The sequence below is a fragment of the Frankia sp. R82 genome (assembly GCF_023716925.1).
Lineage (GTDB): Bacteria > Actinomycetota > Actinomycetes > Frankiales > Frankiaceae > Frankia.
In genome coordinates this window covers 15,184-35,588 of the sequence record NZ_JAMQQG010000294.1, presented here as the reverse complement: position 1 = coordinate 35,588, position 20,405 = coordinate 15,184, and the positions used below count along the sequence as shown (strand labels likewise).

General features: G+C 68.3%; 20 protein-coding genes and 6 pseudogenes. 15 read left to right on the top strand and 11 right to left on the bottom strand.

Annotated elements, in window-relative coordinates:
* On the top strand, positions 1-449 hold a 449-nt coding region (locus tag ND747_RS30225), incomplete at its 5' end, for an integrase core domain-containing protein (protein ID WP_374216305.1).
* 40 nt (positions 450-489) lie between these two features.
* Here ND747_RS30225 and ND747_RS23175 read toward each other — a convergent pair.
* Positions 490-774, bottom strand: a pseudogene (locus ND747_RS23175) (methyltransferase, FxLD system); the annotation flags it as partial.
* 476 nt (positions 775-1,250) lie between these two features.
* Here ND747_RS23175 and ND747_RS23170 point away from each other — a divergent pair.
* Positions 1,251-2,525 carry a helix-turn-helix transcriptional regulator gene (locus tag ND747_RS23170; RefSeq protein WP_251736305.1) on the top strand — a complete coding sequence of 425 codons (1,275 nt, stop codon included), beginning with the start codon at positions 1,251-1,253 and terminating at the stop codon, positions 2,523-2,525.
* Entirely contained in the window at positions 2,522-3,226 is a 705-nt protein-coding gene (locus ND747_RS23165; RefSeq protein WP_251736304.1) for an SDR family NAD(P)-dependent oxidoreductase, read from the top strand. Before ND747_RS23170 ends, ND747_RS23165 begins: the two co-directional genes overlap by 4 nt.
* Positions 3,227-3,287: 61 nt before the next feature.
* Here ND747_RS23165 and ND747_RS23160 read toward each other — a convergent pair whose 3' ends face one another.
* Both ND747_RS23160 and ND747_RS23155 read right to left on the bottom strand, forming a co-directional pair.
* Positions 3,288-3,605 carry a hypothetical protein gene (locus ND747_RS23160; protein ID WP_251736303.1) on the bottom strand — a complete coding sequence of 106 codons (318 nt, stop codon included), beginning with the start codon at positions 3,603-3,605 and terminating at the stop codon, positions 3,288-3,290.
* Between the two features lie 9 nt (positions 3,606-3,614).
* A complete protein-coding gene (locus tag ND747_RS23155; RefSeq protein WP_251736302.1) occupies positions 3,615-5,807 on the bottom strand; it encodes an NACHT domain-containing NTPase in 2,193 nt (730 codons plus the stop codon).
* Between the two features lie 207 nt (positions 5,808-6,014).
* Between ND747_RS23155 and ND747_RS23150 the strand changes: the two genes are divergently transcribed.
* The 5 genes and pseudogenes from ND747_RS23150 to ND747_RS23130 all read left to right on the top strand — a co-directional run.
* Positions 6,015-6,215 (top strand): hypothetical protein, encoded by a 201-nt coding sequence (locus ND747_RS23150; protein ID WP_251736301.1) that lies wholly within the window; start codon positions 6,015-6,017, stop codon positions 6,213-6,215.
* Positions 6,163-6,756 (top strand): annotated as a pseudogene (locus tag ND747_RS29890) (NACHT domain-containing protein); the annotation flags it as partial. The gene ND747_RS23150 and the pseudogene ND747_RS29890, both read left to right, overlap by 53 nt.
* A 790-nt stretch (positions 6,757-7,546) precedes the next feature.
* A complete protein-coding gene (locus tag ND747_RS23140; protein ID WP_251736300.1) occupies positions 7,547-8,101 on the top strand; it encodes a non-canonical purine NTP pyrophosphatase in 555 nt (184 codons plus the stop codon).
* 253 nt (positions 8,102-8,354) lie between these two features.
* Positions 8,355-9,104 carry a uridine kinase gene (locus ND747_RS23135; protein WP_251736299.1) on the top strand — a complete coding sequence of 250 codons (750 nt, stop codon included), beginning with the start codon at positions 8,355-8,357 and terminating at the stop codon, positions 9,102-9,104.
* A 116-nt stretch (positions 9,105-9,220) separates the two neighbouring features.
* Positions 9,221-9,427: pseudogene (locus ND747_RS23130) on the top strand (MFS transporter); the annotation flags it as partial.
* 377 nt (positions 9,428-9,804) lie between these two features.
* On the opposite strand, the gene ND747_RS23125 reads toward ND747_RS23130, so the two are convergent.
* Entirely contained in the window at positions 9,805-10,071 is a 267-nt protein-coding gene (locus ND747_RS23125) for a hypothetical protein (protein WP_251736297.1), read from the bottom strand.
* Positions 10,072-10,361: 290 nt separating this feature from the next.
* On the opposite strand from ND747_RS23125, the gene ND747_RS23120 reads away from it, so the two are divergent.
* Positions 10,362-10,793: a tyrosine-protein phosphatase gene (locus ND747_RS23120; RefSeq protein ID WP_251736296.1), complete on the top strand. Its 432-nt coding sequence runs from the start codon at positions 10,362-10,364 to the stop codon at positions 10,791-10,793.
* 135 nt (positions 10,794-10,928) lie between these two features.
* Entirely contained in the window at positions 10,929-11,462 is a 534-nt protein-coding gene (locus ND747_RS23115; RefSeq protein WP_251736295.1) for a hypothetical protein, read from the top strand.
* 171 nt (positions 11,463-11,633) lie between these two features.
* Here ND747_RS23115 and ND747_RS23110 read toward each other — a convergent pair whose 3' ends face one another.
* A complete protein-coding gene (locus ND747_RS23110; protein ID WP_251736294.1) occupies positions 11,634-12,188 on the bottom strand; it encodes a transposase in 555 nt (184 codons plus the stop codon).
* Positions 12,189-12,474: 286 nt separating this feature from the next.
* Here ND747_RS23110 and ND747_RS23105 point away from each other — a divergent pair, with 286 nt between their 5' ends.
* Entirely contained in the window at positions 12,475-13,437 is a 963-nt protein-coding gene (locus tag ND747_RS23105) for a class I SAM-dependent methyltransferase (RefSeq protein WP_251736293.1), read from the top strand.
* On the opposite strand, the pseudogene ND747_RS23100 reads toward ND747_RS23105, so the two are convergent.
* Positions 13,438-13,716: pseudogene (locus tag ND747_RS23100) on the bottom strand (DDE-type integrase/transposase/recombinase); the annotation flags it as partial.
* Positions 13,717-13,847: 131 nt separating this feature from the next.
* On the opposite strand from ND747_RS23100, the pseudogene ND747_RS23095 reads away from it, so the two are divergent.
* From ND747_RS23095 to ND747_RS23085, 3 genes and pseudogenes are all read left to right on the top strand, one after another.
* Positions 13,848-14,083, top strand: a pseudogene (locus tag ND747_RS23095) (Uma2 family endonuclease); the annotation flags it as partial.
* Between the two features lie 249 nt (positions 14,084-14,332).
* A complete protein-coding gene (locus ND747_RS23090; protein ID WP_251736292.1) occupies positions 14,333-14,674 on the top strand; it encodes a VOC family protein in 342 nt (113 codons plus the stop codon).
* A 51-nt stretch (positions 14,675-14,725) separates the two neighbouring features.
* Positions 14,726-14,947, top strand: a complete 222-nt coding sequence (locus ND747_RS23085; RefSeq protein WP_251736291.1) for an NlpC/P60 family protein — start codon at positions 14,726-14,728, stop codon at positions 14,945-14,947.
* Between the two features lie 100 nt (positions 14,948-15,047).
* Here the strand turns inward: ND747_RS23085 and ND747_RS23080 are convergent, their stop codons facing one another.
* From ND747_RS23080 to ND747_RS30220, 4 genes and pseudogenes are all read right to left on the bottom strand, one after another.
* Positions 15,048-15,506 (bottom strand): dihydrofolate reductase, encoded by a 459-nt coding sequence (locus tag ND747_RS23080; protein WP_251736290.1) that lies wholly within the window; start codon positions 15,504-15,506, stop codon positions 15,048-15,050.
* Positions 15,503-16,300, bottom strand: coding sequence for a thymidylate synthase (locus ND747_RS23075; RefSeq protein ID WP_251736289.1), 798 nt, complete (start codon positions 16,298-16,300; stop codon positions 15,503-15,505). The genes ND747_RS23080 and ND747_RS23075 overlap by 4 nt, the downstream gene beginning before the upstream one ends.
* A 267-nt stretch (positions 16,301-16,567) precedes the next feature.
* Positions 16,568-16,819 carry a transposase gene (locus ND747_RS23070; protein WP_251736288.1) on the bottom strand — a complete coding sequence of 84 codons (252 nt, stop codon included), beginning with the start codon at positions 16,817-16,819 and terminating at the stop codon, positions 16,568-16,570.
* A gap of 473 nt (positions 16,820-17,292) precedes the next feature.
* Positions 17,293-17,457 (bottom strand): annotated as a pseudogene (locus ND747_RS30220) (ISL3 family transposase); the annotation flags it as partial.
* A gap of 126 nt (positions 17,458-17,583) precedes the next feature.
* Between ND747_RS30220 and ND747_RS23065 the strand changes: the two are divergent.
* On the top strand, positions 17,584-18,834 hold the full coding sequence (locus tag ND747_RS23065; RefSeq protein ID WP_251736287.1) for a hypothetical protein: 1,251 nt from the start codon (positions 17,584-17,586) through the stop codon (positions 18,832-18,834).
* A 475-nt stretch (positions 18,835-19,309) separates the two neighbouring features.
* Here ND747_RS23065 and ND747_RS23060 read toward each other — a convergent pair whose 3' ends face one another.
* Positions 19,310-20,404 (bottom strand): hypothetical protein, encoded by a 1,095-nt coding sequence (locus ND747_RS23060; protein ID WP_251736286.1) that lies wholly within the window; start codon positions 20,402-20,404, stop codon positions 19,310-19,312.
* Position 20,405 lies beyond the last annotated feature (1 nt).

Genomic DNA, 20,405 nt, shown 5'->3' with positions numbered 1-20,405 from the left:
GTCCTCACATCCCACATCCACCGCAGACCCTCGACACGACCCACAAGTCGCTACCCAGCAAACTTGCCGCAGCCCTGCATTCCCGCCCGCGGGTATCGAACGACAACCCCTATAGTGAATCCCAGTTCAAGACGCTCAAGTATCGACCGGACTATCCGGGCTCGTTCGAGAACCTGCAGACGGCCCGGGCCTGGTGCCGGCGCTTCTTCGACCATTACAACAACCATCATCGTCATTCCGGGATCGGGATGCTCACCCCGGCAGTCGTCCATCACGGCCTGGCCGACAGCGTCCGTCAGGCCCGCGCCCAGGTCCTCGATGCCGCCTACGCCGCCCACCCGGAACGGTTCATCCGCCGGCCCCCGACCCCACCGAAGCTCCCGGCACCCGCCTGGATCAACCGGCCACCCGACGAGGAGCAGCCAGACCCGGAACCGGCAAGTAGCTAGTTTTCGAACAACACTGCCTCAAACAGCTTGACGGGTTCCGCAGGCCGCCGAGCGCGTTCGCTGCCTGGCCGATCATCTCCGCGATCAGGTACGGCGCCGAAACAGAGCTGATGGCCTCCGCACCGCGCATCTTCTTCAGGACAGCAGTGTTCGGGTTGTACGCCTCGTCCAGCGGAAGACCCGGTGTGAACAGCTCACGGGGGACAGCCAGCAGCGCCGCTTCCACCTCGGGCCGCAGCACAAGCCCCTTCGCCGAATGGTCAGCAGCCAGATCGGCGACCATCTTGCGGCGGAGGCCCTCACTGCCCATCGTGCCAAGGCTCATCCTGGTGTCCTCTCCGGATGTGCACAGGCCGCCGTGGATCGGACGGCCGCTGGTATTCCCACAGGTCGGTGACCAGCCATAGGTCCGGGTCGCTGCACGGGTCCTGATGGCGGGTGGCGACGCTCGACTATGCCCCTGGACCTCGACCCGGCCAGCACGTCCCCGAGCGATGCAGTGAGGCAGCGCCAGCTATGAAGCTCTCCGCGATCACTCTTGGTAGTTAGATCTATCATTACAATGAATTTCGGTAGTCGAATCGATTTCCCTGCCCGGATCAACATTCCTGAAGTGACTTTTGGTAATCAAGCGTGACGCTCGAGTCGCATCGTTGCGCCTCCGCGGGGTTCTCGGAAAGGCCTGCCTGTCCGCAACGGTGTCCGCTGTCCGCACGACGGCGGCGAACAGCGGACACTTGCGGACACGCTGCGACCGGCAGTGACTCGTCACACCTGCCCCGACAGGGCGATGATGAGCGCGTGGAGACGTTCGGGGAGTCGCTGCGCCGATGGCGCGGGCAGACGTCCATCCGCGCACTTGCCGCACGGGCGCACTGCAGCACATCGCACATCTGCGACCTCGAACTTGGGAAGCGACTACCCAGCCGACAAACCGCCGCGGCACTCGACCGTGCCTTGAACGCCGGCGGTGACCTGCTCGCGATTGCCTTCGCGGACGCCAGGCCGGTTATTCCCTGGACGTCAGCGGGCACGAGGAGCGTACTCAACGACGTCACGAAGGACGCGCTGGTGGATCGCCGTGCATTTGTCGCCCAGACTGGACCGGTCCTCGCCGTGCTCGCCGGAGGATGGCAGGCACTGCCACCCGGTACCGGACTGGAACAGACCGCAGGCCGTCGCATCGGCGCGAAGACCATCGCCCAGATCGAGGCCCGGCTGCCCCAGCTTCGCGCGCTGGAGGACCAGCTCGGCGGCGCCACCGTCCGCCACCTTGTGGACGCGGAGCTGCGACTGGTCACCCACCTGCTCAACGAGGCCACCTACACCGACACGCAGGGACGGCGACTCGCGGGGGCAGCGGGCGAACTGGCCCGACTTGCGGGTTGGGCGTCCTGCGACGCCGGCTACCATGCCGCCGCCCAGCGTTACTGGGGCGCCGCGCTGCACTCCGCCCACAGCGCCGGCGACCCTGTCCTCGGCGCAAATGTTTTGAAGAACATGACCCTGCAGCTCCTCGATGTCGGTCGGCGCGCGGAAGCGCTGTCGGTCGCCGACGCCGCCTTGGCCGCAGGGCAAGGCGGGACCGCTCGCACCCGTGCCATGCTCGCCGTTCGCAAGGCTCGCGCACACGCCGCGCTCGGCGAGCACCGCGAGTGCACCGCCGCCCTCGCCGAGGCCGGAGCTCACCATGCGGCCGGCCCCCAGGACAACGACCCGGTCTGGGTTCGGTATTTCGACGACGCAGAGTACTGCGCCCAGGTCGCGATGACGTTTGTGGAACTGGGTGCCCTGGCTCCTGCCGACCGGTACTTCGCTCTCGCACTCGACCCACACAACGGCCTGGCCCGCGGACGCGACCGGGCGACCTACCTTCTCCGGCATGCCGCCGTCCAAGCCGACCTCGGCGACCTCGATCAGGCCACCGCCTTCGCCCGCGACGCCCTGGCCCACCTCGAAGAGGCGCCCTCGGCACGCAACGGTAGCCGCATCGCCGAGGTGCGGACCCGCCTCGCAGTCCATCGCGCCGACCCGGCTATCGAAGAGCTCGACCGTCAACTGGCGGCCTGCGCATGAGCCCGGACCGTGTTGCGATCGTCACCGGCGCCAACAGAGGCATCGGCTTTGAGCTCGTCCGGCAGCTCGCCGGATCTGGTGTTCACGTCGTCGCTGCCGCACGCAGCCGCCAGGCGGCCGACGAGGCCGCCCTGGCACTCTCAACCCACGGCAGCCACGTCCACCCGGCAGCCATCGACCTCACCGACCAGGACTCCATCTCCCAGACCGTCACCGCCACAGCCGCTCGTTTCGGCCGGATCGACATCCTCGTCAACAACGCCGCCGTGGCGATCGACGCCCGCATGCTCGCGGCCAGCCCCGATTTCGACGCGGCGCACCGCACGATCGACACGAATCTGTTCGGGACCTGGCGGATGTGCGCCGCCGTCATCCCGCACATGCACGCCGCCGGCTATGGGCGCATCCTCAACCTCACCACCCACATGGCCGTACTCCGCGATATGAAATCCGGTAGCCCCTCCTACCGCATCTCCAAAACCGGGATCAACGCACTGACCCGCATTCTTGCCGACGAGCTCGCCGGCACCGGCATCCTCGTGAACGCCGCCTCCCCAGGCCGCGTACAGACCCGCATCGGCCCTGCCAGCGCCGACCGCACCCCCGCAGAAGCAGCACGCGACCTTCTCTGGCTCACCGACCTGCCTGCCTCCGGGCCGACAGGCCACCTCTTCTACCAGCACGAAAAGCTGGAGTGGTGAACAAAGACCACTGGTGGATGAGGGACCTGTTCGGCCGCCTCGCGTAGGCCGCCGCTGGTGGTCAGGTCCAGCGGACCAGTCCCCCGGCGGCCAGGCCGGTGCGGGTGGCGTCGGTGAACTCGCCGCGGCGGTCGGCGTCATGCCACGACCGGGCACCCGGTGGGGTACGCACGCCGATCTTCGGCCCGTAGCCGACCAGGACATGCCCGACCTCGGCGGCGGCCTCGAGCCAGCCGGGTGCCAGGACGGTGCGGATGCTCGCGCGATTGCTTGCCCGGAGGGGTCGGTGACTGTAGGCGGATTCTTCTGCGCCGCAGGATGATCGCTCCAGTCTCCAGTCGGAGCGACCGTGGCTGGCCCGATTCTCAAGGTCGCGCATAACCGGCGGCTACCGGTTGGCGAGCCGGCGCTGGAGCTCGATGTGGCGGAACTGGTAGACGGCGCCGACCTGGCGTAGGACGCCTCGTTTCTCGTGGGCGTCGGCGAGGAAGGCCATCGGGTCGCGGGGGAGCCGGCCGCGGGCGGCGAGCCAGACCCGGGTCAGCATGAAGGCGCCCCACGCTGTCTGACCCAGCCCGATCGCGAGCCCGCCCGAGAGCCCGAACGCGAGCCCGACCGCGAGCCCGACCACGAGCCCGAACGGGAACCCGGCCTCGAGCCAGAACGCGAGCCCGAACGGGAGCCCGGCCGCGAGCCCGACCACGAGCCCGACCACGATCACGAGTGAACGGAATGCGGCTCTATCTCGGCGGAGAATCGAGGCCGAGCTTGCAGCCTCCGCGAGATCTGCTGGCACGCCCGTGATCACGAACACGAGCACGAATGGGAGCACGAATGGGAGCACGAATGGGAGCACGAATGGGAGCACGATCACGATCACGATTGGGAGCACGGTTGGGAACACGACCGTGAGCACGACCGTGAGCACGAACGGGATCACGAGCCCTCCTGTGAGCCTGGCTACTGAGGGGGCACGCCACCGTATCGCCCGCCTGGGTGGCTGAACTCCGCCCGTGAGCCCGCCCGCGAGCCCGACTGTGAGCCCGCCGGTGAGCCCGAACGTGAGCACGGCTATGAGCGCCATGGCGAGCCCGGTCGCGAAGCCGTCCATGAGCCCGGCCGCGAGCCCGGCCACGAGCCCGGCCGCGAGCCCGACCACGAGCCCGCCCGCGATCGTGAACAGAAGGCGACGTCGCCTGGGGGGCTGGGCGTGGGGAAGCTGCCACCAGGCGAGGTCGGGGGTGCCGAGGTGTTCGAGGTGGCGAGCGAGGAAGATCAGCCAGCGTTCGGCGTCAGCGGCCGGCCAGGGGCAGCGTTGGGCCCGGTCGGGGTGGGGGCGGTAGGCGGCGGCGATGAAGGCGTCGAACAGGTGCTCCGCGACGGCGGTGGAAGTGGGAAAGCGGGTCGGGTCGAGGAGTTCGGCCGGGGTGCGTCCGGCGGCGAGGGCGGGTTCGCCGGGGCGGGGGTTGTAGATGGTGCGGGCGAGGGTGGCCATCAGCGGGGTGGTCAGCGTCTGGGCGACCGGCGGCGGCCAGGCGGCCAGCAGCGGGTCCCAGCGGGCGACGCCGGCCGGGCCGCCCGCGGAGCCGCGAAGATAGTCGGCGACCACTGCCACGTCCAGCGGGAGCAGGTCGATGCCGGTGGCCCCGGTCAGGCGGATCTCGGGCCTGCCGGGTGGGGAGATGGCCTGTTGGTAGTCCACGGTGCGGGAGCTCAGGACGACGCGCTGCCCGGGGCGCAGCGCGTCGTTGATCCGGGCGATCGTGGCCCCGCGGACCGGGTCGGGGATCTCGTCGAGACCGTCGAGAACGGGAAGGATCAGCCCGGCGTCGAGAAGTGCCCGTGCCCGGCTGCCCCCGGTACCGCCCGGGGCAAGCTCGGCGAGGCCGGGATAGTCGGCGACCAGCCGCTGTTCCAGCCACTGGTACAGGGTCTGCTCCCGGGGATTCCAGGACGCCAACGTGACCAGGACCGGTACCGGTCCACCCGAAGCTCGTCGGCCCTCGGCGAGCAGGCCCAGTACCAGGCGGACGATGAGTATCGTCTTGCCCGCCCCAGGCTCGCCCAACACGACCAGCCGCCCGGTCGGTACCTGGTCGAGTAGGCCCACCAGCTCGGCGTCACCTCCGGCGAGCCCGCCCGGTCCGGTCGCCCAGGCCACCGGCTGCGCCGCTGGCGGCCAGCCCGCCCCGGAAGTCGCCAGGCGGACCAGCGACCCCCAGTCGTCCACCAGCGTGTTGTCGGCCGGCGCCCAGCGCACCGGCAGCGGGTACGGGTCGTTCAACCGGCGCAGCGCCGCCTCGTCCTCCCACTGACGGCGCACCGCGATCGCCAGCTGGTCGGCGATCGCGGGCAAGGTCAGGTTCCCGGCCGCGACTTCCGCGGTCTCCTCGCGGTCCGCTTTGAACGCGGCCCAGGTCAGCCATAGTCCCGTCAGCCCCGTGACGCCACCGACCAGCCCGACTAGCGCCGCCCCGTTGGTCAGGTGATAGCGCCGGTACAGCACGAGCGCGGCCACCGTCGACCCGAGCAACAGCAGAAGCGCGATGACCCCTGTCCGTCTCGTCCGCGATCTCCCCATGTGCTCATCATCGTGCGTGTAGCGCCCGCAATGTCGCCTGGGTGTGCGGTTGGGCACACGCGGTCGCCGAATGAACGGGCGTGCCGCGCGGTGGCGAGGTCGAGCCCTGGAGCCGCGACGCCGGTCCACATATCGGTGCGAGGTGGCGCAGGGTTGATGATTGCTCACATAAGAGTCAACGGGGGATATAGGAAGGCATCGCGCCCGGTGTGGTGGATCGCCGGTGCGCTCGGCCTGATGGCCGGCGGCGTTGTCTGGGCGAGCGGGCAGGGCAAGGCCGCGGCACTTGTCGCTGGCCTGAGCGTGCTGCTGCCGGTGGCCGCCTTCCTCGCGGACAAGATCGCTGCCCGCACCGGTGACTTGGGACATCGCCACAGTCGCCGACCGGCTCGCCGACCTGGTGCGTGATCAGTGGGACATCGAGGCCAGGCGCCGCAGGGTCCGCGGGTCGTCCCTGAAGGTGTTCTGGCAGGAGGTCGACGCCGACCTGGTGAGTCCCTGGGCCGAGCTGCAACGGCAGGCGGCAGGCGGAGGGAACGGACCGGCGTCCGCAACGCCAGGCAGCGGCCCGGGTGATCTCGCCGGGGGTGGTGCGCTGCTGGCGGCCTACGAGCGCAGCCCCTGTAAGCGCCTCGTCGTGCTCGGGGAGGCTGGCGCGGGGAAGACGGTTCTGCTGGTACGTCTCGTCCTGGACTTGCTCGACCGACGCCAGCCCGGCGATCCGGTGCCACTGCTGCTCCCGCTGGCCGCCTGGAACCCGACCGGACCGAGCCTTTACACCTGGTTGGAGTCCCAGATCCTGCGGGAGTACGCCCACCTGGCCGCGGTGGACTCCGCGACCGGCCGCACCCGCGCCGGTGCGCTTCTCGACGCCGGCCTGATCCTGCCCGTCCTGGACGGTCTCGACGAAATCTTCGCCGACGGCCGAGACCAGGTACTCGTCGCCCTCAACGACGGCCTGCGCGGCAACGTCGGGCTTATCGTCAGCAGCCGCCCCGGCGAGTTCCGCGCCGCCGTGCACCCCCGTCCCGACTGGCCGTCGACCCACCTTGCTGGCGCCGCCGGCATCCATCTCACACCCCTGACCGCACCGGCGATGGGCGACTACCTGCTGGCCAACGCAGGCACGCATGGATCAGTGCGGTGGGCACCCGTCCTGGCTGCGCTGGCAACCCCCACCTCACCGCTCGCCCAGGCGCTCACGACCCCACTCGCAGGCAGCCTCACCAGCACGATCTACAACCCGCGACCGCGCGAATCCACCCTCGGCCTCCCCAACCCCACGGACCTCACCACCCTGCCCACCCCGGACGCCATCGAACAGCACCTGTTCACCGAGTTCATCCCCGCCGCCTACCGCCCCCACCCCGACCAACCCACCCCCCGCTGGACCCCCCAACAGGCAGAGCAGTACCTCACCTTCCTCGCCCGCCACCTCGAACACCGCCTACACACCACCAGCCTCGCCTGGTGGGAACTGCAACGCGCTATGCCACGAACACTCCCATTCCTCGCGTTCGGGCTCACGGCCTGGCTCGCGTTCGGGCTCCCGGCCGGGCTCACGGCCTGGCTCGCGTTCGGGCTCCCGGCCGGGCTCACGGCCTGGCTCGCGTTCGGGCTCACGTTCGGGCTCAGCCACGACGCCGCAGCGGATACAGGACGAGCGGCAGATCCTAAGACCGTCCTGATCCAGGATCGAACCAGATCGCTCGCGTTCGGACTCACGTCAGGGAGCACCCATGATCGACCGTGTCACGATCGTCACCGGGAACGAAGGGAAGGCTCGCGAATACTCCAGCCTGCTGGGCGTCCCCGTGGCCACCACCACGGTGAAGCTCATCGAGATCCAGTCCCTCGACGTCGCGACCGTGGTGGAACGCAAAGCCGAGGACGCCTACGCGAAGCTGCAACGCCCGGTACTCGTCGACGACACCGGCCTGGCCCTACCCGCCTGGAACGGCCTACCCGGCGCCCTCGTCGCCTGGTTCCTGAACACGGTCGGCATTCAGGGCCTGCTGGACATGGCCGCCGGCGTGACCGACCGCCACGCGATCGCCACGACCGCCCTCGGCTACGCCGACGACAATGGCGTCCACGTCGTCACCGGCACCCTGCACGGAACACTGACCACACAGCCACATGGCGACGGTGGCCACGGCTACGACAGCATCTTCACACCCACCGGCAGCGTCCACACCCTCGCACAGATGCCGACCGAACAGAAAAACGCGATCTCCCACCGCCGACTCGCCATCGACGCCCTCCGCCAGACACTCGCGACACCGAACCTCTGAACAATTTCCAGCCGGCCGAGACGCCTGGACAAGGGCGTTGGACATCGGCCTGGTCCATCCGGGCGGCCGGCGGCTGTCCACCGGTGTAGACAGGATCCATCTCGTCCAGTGCGGTACGGGCCCTCACGGATCACCCCACGGGCGTGGGGAGGACGCACAGTGGTACCGCGCCGACGCCGGCGGAACCTGGGCTCACTACACCCCCGGCGGGCACAGCCGATGACCGGGCGATTCCTCGCTACCGTCACGTCATATGATCAACGATCCCGCTCCGGAACCTTCCCGCGACCGCGTCCTGAGCTCGCTCGCCGACCTGCTGCTGGGCACATGCCCGGACCGGGTGCTGCGTGTCGCGATCGACGGCCCCGACGCTGCCGGCAAGACGACACTGGCGGACGAGCTCGCGGGCACACTGACCGACCGAGGCCGAGCCGTCATCCGCGCCAGCGTCGACGGCTTCCACCAGCCCCAGACCACGCGTCACCGCCGAGGGCCACTGTCCCCGCAGGGCTACTTCCTCGACGCGTTCGACTACACCGCCCTACGACGCCTTCTTCTGGACCCGCTGAGCCCCGCCGGTGACCGGCGCTACCGCACGGCCGTATTCGACCATCTCAACGACTCCCCGCTCGACAGCCCCACCCGCGAAGCACCGAGCAACGCGGTCTGCATCGTCGACGGCGTCTTCCTCCTCCGCGACGAGCTACGCCACTGCTGGGACCTCACCGTGTTCCTCCAGATCAGCCCCGCCGAGTCGCTACGCCGCGCACTGCAGCGTGACGCCGCCCTGTTCGGCTCGCCCGCCGCCGTCCGCGAACGCTACGAGGCGCGCTACCTGCCCGGCCAACAGCTCTACCAGGCCTCCGCCGCACCTCGGGATCACGCCCACGTGCTGATCGACCACGAGCTACCGGAGGCACCCCACGTCCTGCGCTGGCCCAGGGGACGGGCCCCCAGCCGCCGGGACACCGCCAGCACCCAGGCGAACCGGCACATGGAGTGACGTCCGGATACGGGGAGCACGCCGCACACGCGACAGGCGAACACGCGACCCTGGGGACTGACCCCATGCCGAGGAGCAGTAGGCCACGATGACTGACGGGTCATTGAGTTCCGAAGATGATTTGGAGGAGACGCGTGCGGTTCACGGCTGATCTCCGTCCGTTGCGGGTGAAGCCGTACCGGCGGCTGTGGGCGTCCACGGTCGTCACCACAGTGGGAGCTCAGCTCACCGCGGTCGCGGTTCCGCTGCAGATCTACGAGATCACCGGCTCCTCGGCCTGGGTGGGGCTGGCCGGGCTGGTCGGGCTTGGCCCGCTGGTGCTCGCCTCCGCTGTCAACCTGCGCCGCTGCTTCCGCGCTCGGCTCGGCACGACCCCTGGCGCCTATCGGAGGGCGTTCCGGGACCCGTGACGCCGATGCGGCAGGGCAACCGCATGCCGCCAGGACGACGCGGAATCGGAAGGGTCGGACACCCCGCGCCGCAGCAGGCAGCTGATTGCCCCCAGGGCCGGGCGTCGCGATCCGACCCCGGGGGCAATCTCATGAATACCTGCGACGTCGCCGCAGGCGTCGCGGTTGCGGTCGCGGTCACGGTCGTCAAAGAATTCGGCCGACCATTTTTACCGGCAATAATCGGTCAGTGCGGCCCGGCCAGAGAAAGATGGCCGGGCGGCGTTCTTCCGATCACCGGTCCCGGACGATCACCAGTCCCAGTCCCAGTCCCAGCTGTCCTTGTCCTTTCTGTCCTCGCCTCGCTTGTCCTTATCCGACCCGTCCTTGCCCCAGCCGTCCTTGTGCCAACCATCCTTGTCCCACCCGTCCTTGTGCCAGCTGTCATCCTTCCAACCCTTTTCCCAGCTGTCGTTATTCCAGCCCCTGTCCTTGCCGCCCCAGCCGTCCGAGGCGTTGGCAGCTGTGGCCGAACCCCCCGCCAGCGCCATCGCCGTCGCGCCAGCGATGGCGAGCACGGAAATTCGGATCCGTACGGTCCTTTTCATGATTCCCTCCGCCTATGGAAAACGGCGAACTCATCGTCGCCGAAGGCAGATTAACGGGTTCCCGCACGTCCGGAAAAACGGATCATCAGCGGGGTAGGAAATATCTTCGACTAGCCGGTCAAATTGAAGGCGCAGCCGTGCGGCAAAATCCCGTCAATGTACTGTCGCGAGCAGTCATGCCGTCGTTTTTCGGCGCCAGGGGCAGTCCGATGCGCCGACCACCGGCGGATCGACCGCAACGAAATGGAATGATGTCAGCCATGACCGACAGTGCAGCGGCCCGGCGGGGCGTCGACTGGGAGGGGTTCGTCAACACCCGGGATCTCGGCCGCCTGCCGATCCGCGGCGGCGGGGCCACCCGGTACGGCGTCTACTACCGGTCCGGCGATCCGCGGTTCGGCACCGACGCCGGCTGGGCCGCCGCCCGTGCCGCCGGACTTCGAACGGTCGTCGACCTGCGCAACGACGACGAGATCAGACCCGGACTACCGAACGCCACGGCAGCCGCGGGCACGGTCGGCGTCGACAACCAGAATCCATTGATCGACGCCCAGCTCGCCGCCCACAACACCACCGCCCACCAAGCCGTCCTGGACATCGCCGACGGTTTCGACGCCGAGACCTACCTGCTCGCCGCCGGCGTCACGTCTGCTGATCTGGAGCAGATCCGCCGCCGGCTGATCCGTCGATGAGGGCATCCTCGGTGGCCGGGTGCCCGAGGGCCCACGAGTTCTTCGCGGTCGCCAAGCACAGGGCTACACTCCGGTGTCCCCGGCGACGTTTCGGTCGTCGGGGACATCCAGGATGGTCCGTGGGGGGAAGGTCCGATGGCTGAAGCAGGTAACTATCCGATCGGCAGCGAATATCCGGCCGCATCACGTGCCGACGTGCAACCGGCGCCGGCTTCGTATGGGGCGCTCGTGCCGAATCCGCCGCTGCCGCCCCAGCCCGGCTGGGCGGGCGCCCCGGCTCGTCCGCCGATCGGCGCCGCTGCGCCCGTCCCGCAAAAGCAGGGCGCCTGGGGCCTGTGGTGGCTCTGTGCGCTCACGTTCTCCATCTACTACCTCGTCTGGTATGACCGGATCAACGGCGAGCTGGCCGCGGTTCTCGGCGAGCCGCGGCGAGCGAACAGCCGATGGTGGAACCAGCTCATCCCGTTCTGGGCCCTCGTCGGCCTCGGTGCCACAGCCAAGCGTCTGAATGCCGCACACGCCGTCGTTGGCTCACCGACCCGGGTCGGTGTCTTCACCGCGTGGTTCTGGGCACCCGCCTGGTTCGGCTCACAGGTTCGCTACCTGCAGCGCCGCGTCAACATCCTGCACGACGTGCTGACCTCGCGGGCCACCCGCCCTGGATACTGATCCATACTGCCCGGCAACGACGGGCAGCCCATCACCCGGTGGCGGCGGGCCGTACGAACTCTTTCGATCGGCTCGCCGCGCCAGCGGTCTTTACCGCCATGATCCGGTACGCGAGAAAGCCCCGCTAAGGACGGAATCCGTCAAGCTGTTTGAGGCAGGTTCTTCGGGAAATTAGTTGGTTGGCTGGCCGGTCTCCTGCTCGTCGGGTCGTTTGATCCACGCTGGCGTGGGGAGCTCGGGCGGGGTCGGGGCTCGGCGAATGAACCGTTCCGGGTGGGCGGCGTAGGCGGCGTCGAGGACCTGGGCGCGGGCCTGATGGACGCTGTCGGCTTGGCCGTGGTGGACGACCGTCGGGGTGGGGACTGTGTCGCCAACGGTGTTTCCGGCATGATTGATCAGTAGCTCTCGGCGTTTCTTCACGATCTGCGGCTCGAAGGTTCCTTCCCGATCCCGCGGAACCATGATCTCAACATCGCCGGCGACCTCCGAAACAACGGTCTTCGTCCGACTACCGTTGCGGATGTTCGTACTCTCCCGATCCGGATCGGCATGGTTCTTCTCATGGCCGAGATACTCGACCATCTCCTCCTGCAGGGCTGTTTCCAGCGCCGTTGTGGTGAACAGCTTCAACAGGCCGTCCGGACCGGTCAACGCCAGACCCCGCGCCTTCGCGTCCGCGACCATCGCCACCGCGGCGGCCTGCTCCGGCGACACCTGCCGCCCCAACCCACGATCATCCTTGCGAGGGGTCATACCACCCGATGTGATCACTCACAGTGCCCATCCCGCCGGACCTCGGCCCGGCGTGTCGGGCCGGAAACACCGATCTTGAAACAGTCCCGACGCCGCAAGCTGACGCCGTGCGGGAAGCGGAACCTGCCGGGGTTCCGCGAACCTACGGGATCATCCAAACACTCTGGACCGCGCGGTGGTTGGGGACCGCGCGGAGGTCGGGGATCGCGCGGAGGGTCGGTATCGTGGGCCGGCTAGGACGGTGCGGAGGTACGCGACGATGCGGCGGTTCGGGTGGGCACGTCCGGGTGGGCGAGGGCACCGGGTGATGGGCGGGGCCGGCGGGGCAAGTCGAACCGCGATCCTCGTCTGTCAGGGGCGGGCGGTCGCGCACGGCCGGCTGGCGCCCGGGCGGTTCGACGATCCGACGGCGCTGGCGTTGCTGCGTCCCGCGGAACGGGTGGTCGTCGAGCAGGTGCGGGCCGACGCGATGCCCGTCGGCGCCGGGCCACGGATGGCGTTCGAGATGGTGCGGGCCTGCGGTGACGCGATGGCCCCGCGGACCGTCACGATCGATGACGCCGTCCGGGAGGTGGCGCGCCACAGTGCGCCGGGAACACAGGTGGTCATCCTCGGCGCGGGCCTGGACGGACGGGCCTGGCACCTGCGCGAACTCGCCGGGATACCGGTGTTCGAAGTCGATCACCCAGCGACACAACGGGAGAAGCGGGAGCGGGCCGGCGGGCTGGCCGAGCCCGTCTCGGCGCCGGTGTACGTCCCGGTGGACTTCAGCCGGGACGACCTCGGCGACGCGCTGGCCGCCGCGGGGCACCGCGAGTCGGCGCCGACCGTCTGGATCTGGGAGGGCGTCGTGCCCTATCTGACCCGCGGTCAGACGCTCGGGACGCTGCAGGTGATCGCGGCGCGGTCCGCACCCGGCAGCCGGCTGATCATCCAGTATCACTCGCCGACACCGGGGTTCGCCCTTGGCCGGGGAACCGCAGCGGTGCTGAGCCGGCTCACCGGCAGCGAGAACCCGATGGCACGGGAGCCGAACCGCTCCGCGTGGACGCCACGGGCAATGGGCCGCGCCGTCGCGGCGGGCGGCTTCACCGTCACCCGCGACGACACGCTGCTCGTCCTGGCCCGGCGGTTCGACACCCCGGCACGGCATCGTCAGTCACTGCGCGGCACCCGCATCCTCGTCGCCGACCGTCCCGCCAGCGGGCCATCGACTGGCTGAGCGGGCCGCGGCGAGATCCCGCTTCTCGGCGGCCAGCACGTCGATGACCTGGCCGAACTGGCCGGCGGCCCGGTACAGATAGGTCCATCGTCCGGCGACCTTCACCTACGTTTCGTCGACGAACCAACGATCACCCGGTGTGTGCCGGCATGGCCGGGCCGCGTCGATCAGCAGCGGAGTGAACCAGCGCACCCACCGGTAGACCGTGACGTGATCAATCTCGAGGCCACGTTCGGCGAGGAGTTCCTCGACGTCACGGTACGACAGGGCGTACCGCAGGTATCAGCAGACTGCCAGGACGATCGCCTCGGGTGGGAACCGGAACCCGGCGAACTCCGACGTCGGAACCGGCGGTGCGCAGGGATCAGGTCGGTCGGGTCGTCCGAGGGAGGTGCGCCATCACCGCGGAGATGATCGCTCCTGCCTGGATGCATCAGCAGATCACCGCGGAGCTGTACGACTCCTGGTCTGCCGAGCAGTGCGCGGGCATCGAGATCGTGGACGGGATGGTCGTCGCCAGCCCCAGCGCGTCCAAACGACACAACCGCCTGATCAAAATCCTCGCGGTCGCGTTGGAGGCTGCCGCCGGGCCCGACTGGAACCGGACGTCGACGTCGACGTCCGGTTCCAGGACGTGCCACTGACCTGTGAAGATCTTTAACGCGGCAGGGGCGCCGTGGTAGTAGCCCGTCAGCAGTACCGCTTTGCCCGTGGGGCGCAGTAGCCCGTGCAGGGTCAGCTCGGGATAGCAGACGTGGATATCGGCCAGTGCTCGGTCGGAGACGGCCGGCGGCATCCAGCCGGGGCAGCCAGCCGCGCGGGTCACGAGGTTTTTGTTCTCCAGTACGGGTAGCGCGACGGATCGTCAGGGGACGCTGTCTGGGATGATGGAATCATGACAGTCAGGTCTGCGGTGGTTCGGCGACAGGTTGAGGATCTGGACGCGGCTGTGCCTTTCTATGAGCAGGTGACCGGTGCTTCCTCATCCCGGTTCGCCTTCGCGGGGGTGCACCTGGCGAGCGTCGGGCCGTTTCTGCTGTTCAGCGGACCCGAAGAGGCGGTGCGCATAGTGGCTGGCGTCGCCGCGACGCTTGTTGTCACGGATGTGGACGCGACGGTTGCGCTGGCCACGGCGGCTGGGGCTGAGATCGTGGCTCCCGCGGCCAAGACTCCCAATGGCCACCGTGCCGTGCTGCGACATCCGGACGGCGGTGTCTTCGAGTACGTCGGCCCGTGAACAGATCGTGAGAGGGCCGACCGACGATATCTGACCAGCTGTACGAGGCGTGTGAGGCCTCGGTATCCGACTCGGGGACGCGAATGTCGCACCGCGCAGACCCAGTATGCAGCCGGACCCGTCGTCCCACCCGGGGAACCACTCCAGATCGGCGATCTCGTCTTCTACGGCACCGCCACCAACATCCACCACGTCACGATCTACATCGGAAACGAGCAGATGATCACAGCTCCGGGGCGCGGGAAGGTGGTTAAAATCGCCCCCTACAGGTGAGCGGGAGACGACTATTTCGGGGCAACAAGGCCAGCAAACTAGGATTTATTCGCTTTGCGAATTCCGATGCCTCAGAATATCAGTTTGATAATAACGGGGGTTAGTCCCAGGTGAGGAACCGGTAGTGCAGGCCGGTCGACGACTTTCGCCAAGCCCCGAGGTTTTTCGGTGGGCGGCCGACGTCCGGCGCGTGGGTGTCGCCGTCGAAGAGTTCGCGGATCTCGGTGATCACGATCCGGTCGGCGTATGGCAGTGCCGCCTGGTATACCGTCGCGCCGCCGATCACCCACAGGTCTCCCGACGCCGCGGCGAGGGCCCGGGGCAGGTCGGGAAAGGCTTCTACGCTGGGCTGCGCGGTGCGCGAGAGCACGAGGTTGCGCCGGCCCGGCAGCGGCCGGAACCGGGGCGGTAGAGACTCCCAGGTACGACGGCCCATGAGCACGGTCGCGCCGGTGGTCAGGGCGCGGAAGTGCGCCATGTCCTCGGGTAGGTGCCAGGGCAGGGCGCCGTCGCGCCCGATGACGCCGTTCGCCGACTGCGCCCAGACGAGCCCGATCACACCGCGACCGGTGCGGCGATGGCAGGGTGCGGGTCGTAGCCGTCGAGTGTGAGGTGTGCGTAGGTGTAGTCGAACAGGCTGGCGGCTGGGGCCAGTCGCAGCATCGGGAACGGCCTCGCCTCGCGGATGAGCTGACGTTGAACCTGGTCGGTGTGATTGTCGTAGATGTGGCAGTCCCCGCCGGTCCAGATGAAGTCACCGACCCCGAGACCCACCTGGTCTGCGATCATGTGGGTGAGCAGGGCGTAGCTGGCGATGTTGAATGGCACGCCAAGGAACAGGTCCGCGCTGCGCTGATACAGCTGACAGGACAGCAAGCCGTCGGCAACGTGGAACTGGAACAGCGCGTGGCACGGCGGCAGCGCCATCCGTGGAAGGTCGGCGACGTTCCACGCGGACACGATGATCCGTCGGGAGTCGGGATCCTCGCGCAACGTGCGCAGCACGTCGCTGATCTGGTCGACGTGTCCGCCGTCCGGGGTCGGCCAAGACCGCCACTGCACTCCATATACCGGGCCGAGGCTGCCGTCCGGGGCTGCCCACTCATCCCAGATCGTGACGCCGTTCTCCCGTAGCCACGACACGTTCGCCTCGCCGCGCAGAAACCACAGCAGCTCATACGCGATCGAGCGGAAGTGAACTTTCTTGGTTGTGATCAGAGGGAAGCCGTCGGCCAGCCGGTACCGCAACTGGCGGCCGAAGATCGACCGGGTGCCGGTGCCGGTCCGATCCGCCTTGCGGGCGCCTGTGTCCAGCACGTGACGGAGGAGCTGCTCGTACTGCGTGTCGGGCATGCCCGCAAGCCTAGGCGCGCCGTCTCCGACCGGGGCGGCGATCATGACCGGCCAGGAACCAAGCCGGCCGACTGATGTGCCCTTTTGAATCCGGACAGTCACTATTAAGCCGATTTACGCTGCAGGCTGTTTTTTCAGGTATTCGTCGTGGACTTGTCGTGGGGTACGGTAGTCGAGTGCCGAGTGGCGGCGTGTCGTGTTGTAGCGGAAGATGAACTCGAACGTGTCGCTCACCGATGATCCTTGGCGAAGTACGCTGCGGCTTTTTCAAAAAGCTGTTCTCCATGCGCAGCTCACGGTTCTGCGTTCAAGTTCGCGTAGCCGGGCGCTTTCATCCGCGGTCGGTGGTGGTGCCTCGCCGGCGTGGGCCCGCCGGTAGGTCGCGACCCAGTTTCCGAGGGTTCCTTCCAGGATGCCAAGTTCCCGTGCGACATCGGAGATCGCACGGGACGTCTCGATCACCATCTTCACAGCCTCGTCCTTGAACTCGGCCGAGAACCTTCTACGCTTCTGCGTCAACTGTCATCCCTTCCGCGCTGCCCCTATTCTAGTAGGGAGCACTGTCCGGAAGAAAAGAGGCACCTCACTCACCGCTGACCGCCGGCACCCTCTTCGCGTCTCCGTGCCTGGCGTTGGGGACGGTTGTGACCAGGAGCCGTGCATCCGCCGCGAAACAGGAAGTGCCGACACAACCGGTAGCTGGCTGCGGTGGTACCAGCAGGACAGCCGCCCGCTAACGTTCGTAGCGTTGAGTAGTCACACCAGAGCTCAACCTGCTCCGAGCTACCGTAGCTCGATCAGCGCCCTGTCGGGCCTCGCGACGGTGGAGCCGGACCGGCGGTACCTCCGGTCGCCCGGACAGCATGCCTTCCTGACGGTCGTTGAGATCCAACGGCCGGTCCACGTGCCGGTGCGTGAAATGGTCGATCTTCTCCCGGGCAGGAGTTCCTGGACGACCGCGACGGCCGGACCGATCTGGACCGCCCGCTCGATGACAGGCGCCGGATAACCGACAGCCCGCAGTGCCTCAACGACGGCAAGCGGCAGGCAAGGACCGACCGATCCGGCTCTGCACGCTGGCCGGTCACCGCCAAGCCGAGCTCGTCGGAGCGACAGAACGTTTTCAGGTCTGGGCAGGCGATGGCAGCGGCGGGCACGTCGAGGTCGTCCGGATAGGCACTGGGAGAATCTCCGTCATCGGAGGAGACCTTGACCCCTACCCGGTCATCGCGGCGCACAGCGCCCAGGCTCTCCACCATGAAGCGCCACTTCGGGAGCCGACGATGGATGACGAGATCGAACTGATCAGCGATGGTGACGGCCTGGCGGTCATCGGAAGTCCGCAGGCCGTCGAACGCTTCCTCGTCTCCGAAGGGCTGCCGTCGAAGGACCTCGGACTGCCAAGGCTTGGATCAGCCCTCAGAACCGCGGCTGGAGCCGCGCACGCAGGTTCCGCGATATCGGCCGGCTCGGGTCGCTGGGTGAAGTTGACCAAGGAGTCCGCGCAGGCTCTCAAGAAGTACGGGCTGATGGAAGGTTCGACGCCTGGTGCCAGCCGTGCCGTCCTGACCGAGAACGGCAGGATCAAGGGATTTCTCGAACTGACGAGGACGCCCGGATCGTTTCTGACCAACCCCGCGTTGCTGGCCGGTGCCGCGGGGCTCATGGCGCAGCTTGCGATGCAGCAGAGCATGAACGAGATCACCGATTATCTCGCGGCGATCGACGAGAAGCTCGATGACGTGCTGCGCGCCCAGAAGGACGCGGTGGTGGCGGACATGATCGGAGCGGGCTTCGTCATCGAGGAGGCCCTGACCATCCGAGAGCAGGTGGGTCGGGTCTCCGAGATCACGTGGGCGAAGACGCAGGCCACGTCGATGACGATCGCGCGAACCCAGGCCTACGCGTTGCGTCAGCTCGACGCACTCACCGAGCGGCTGGAGCACAGGACCAAGATTGGTGATCTCGCCAAGGCATCCAGGGACGCCGAGGTCACGGTTCGGGAGTGGCTCGCCGTTCTGGCTCGTTGCTGGCAACTGCAGGACGCGGTCGCCGTGCTCGAACTCGACCGCGTGCTGGATTCCTCTCCGGATGAGCTCGACCGGCATCGCCTCGCACTTCGCGCTGCCCGGCAGAACCGGATGGAGATCCTCTCACGCAGCACCGAGCGACTGCTGGCTCGGATGGACGCCGCTGTCAGCACAGCCAACACGAAGGTGCTGCTGCACCCGACCGCCTCCCCGGCCGTGGTGCAGGCGAGCAACCAGGTCACGATCGCCGTCGTCGACTTCCACGAACGGCTCGGGATCGAACGCGGTCGACAGTCCCTGGACGCGAAACGATGGGTGGACGCGGCCACGGAGGCAAAGGGTAAGGCGCTCAAGACGGGACTCAAGACGGGAGTGGAGGGCGTCGATGCCGCCAGGCGTCTTGGTAGCGCGACCTTCGGCCGGGCCAGATCGGTGGCGGACAAACTTTCAAGCGGGGTCGCCGAGCGAGCGCACCGCCGGCGCGGAGACGACGAGGAAGACTGAGACGCTGACACACATCCGCCGGCGGCAGGCCGGTCGCCGCAAGCCGGATGCCCAGCGCCCACCCGCCGCCCGGCCCGAGCAGGAAGCCCAACGCCACAACACGGGCCATCAGCACCGTGACCGCACGAAGAACGAATGACCGTGTCCCCTGGCCGACAGGTGGAGTGGGAAGGACGCCATTCAGAAGGCGAGATGCGGCCAGGTGTACGACGCGGGGGTCGGCGTACCCGTCACCTCGCCGTGGCCGCATGCGTCGTAGCGCACTATCCGAGGTGGTCGAAGGAGCTTGTCAGGCCGGACAGGTCCCGCCCGGTGGCCACGACCCGGCACCAGAGAGCAATGTGCCGCCGGGACAACAGGGTCAGCACGATGTCACGGCACCACCGGACGGTGTCACTACGTGCTGTCGCTGTGGAAGTCCCGGTGACGGCGCGGGAGAGCATCTCGCTGCCGACGGCAGCGCCACGTGGACTCGTCAGTACAGTCCCTCCGGCGCCGACTGGGCGATCTGCAACGGACGGACGTTGGCCACGCCGTCACAGGGCCAGCCGTCGCCGGTGTCGTAGCGGACGGCCTGGTCGCGCTCCAGCACGTTCGGCAGGAACAGGTCGTCGTGCAGGACGGTGAGGCGCACCTGGCCACCCTCGCCGTAGCCGACCGTCCGCCGCCAGTCGGCCTTGTCGACCACCGCCATCGTCACCTGCGGATAGTTGGGCACGTAGGGCAGCAGGTCACCGTCGCGCTCGGCGGGCAGGCTGGCCGCGTTGCCAAAGGTGTTGCCGTAGCTGACCCCGCACGGGCCGCCGCCCAGGACCGCGACGAACTCGCGGTACATGTCCCCGCTGAGCTGGGTGCCACTGAGCCGGACCCCGGCCAGACGGCCCGCGAGGTCCCGGTGGCGCCGGCTCAGCGCCGCGAACAGTGCCGGGGTGGTGTTCAGGTAGTCGACCGGCTGGGTGGCCAGCACCGTACTGATCTGTTCGAGCAGATGGTCGGTGTAGTCGGCCGCGTCCTTGAGCCGTCCCGCGCGGATCAGCCGTTTGACCCAGCGGGGATCCATGTCGATGCCGTAGACCAGCGAGGCGTACAGCTCGGAGATCTCCCAGGCGCCGTTGCCGATCAGGTGGGGGCCGGTCGGGGTGGCGTGCAGCCAGCGGCGCTCGGGTTCGAATCCCTCGGTCACGAAGGACCAGCGCCGCCACACTCCCCGGTGCAGGATCATCTCCGGGGTGTAGAAGACCCGGCACGGGCTGCCGGTCGTGCCGCCGGACTCCCAGATCCGCCCGGCCAACGGCCTGGGCACGGTGCGGGGCACCAACCCGGTCGGATCCGCCTCGCGCAGGACGTCGAGGGGGAACGGCCCGAAGCTGGTCAGTTCGTCGTAGCGGGTGATGTCGCGCGGGTCGAACGGCAGGTCGGCGGCGCGGGCGAGCCAGTAGGGACTGCCGGTTTCGGGGTCGAAGTGGCGCCGCACGACCCGCGCCGTCCAGGCGTCGAGGTCCTCGGCCAGCCACTGCTCGGTCAGCGCCGTGTACCGCGACCTCGCCGCCGACCCCACCGTCGCGGGCACC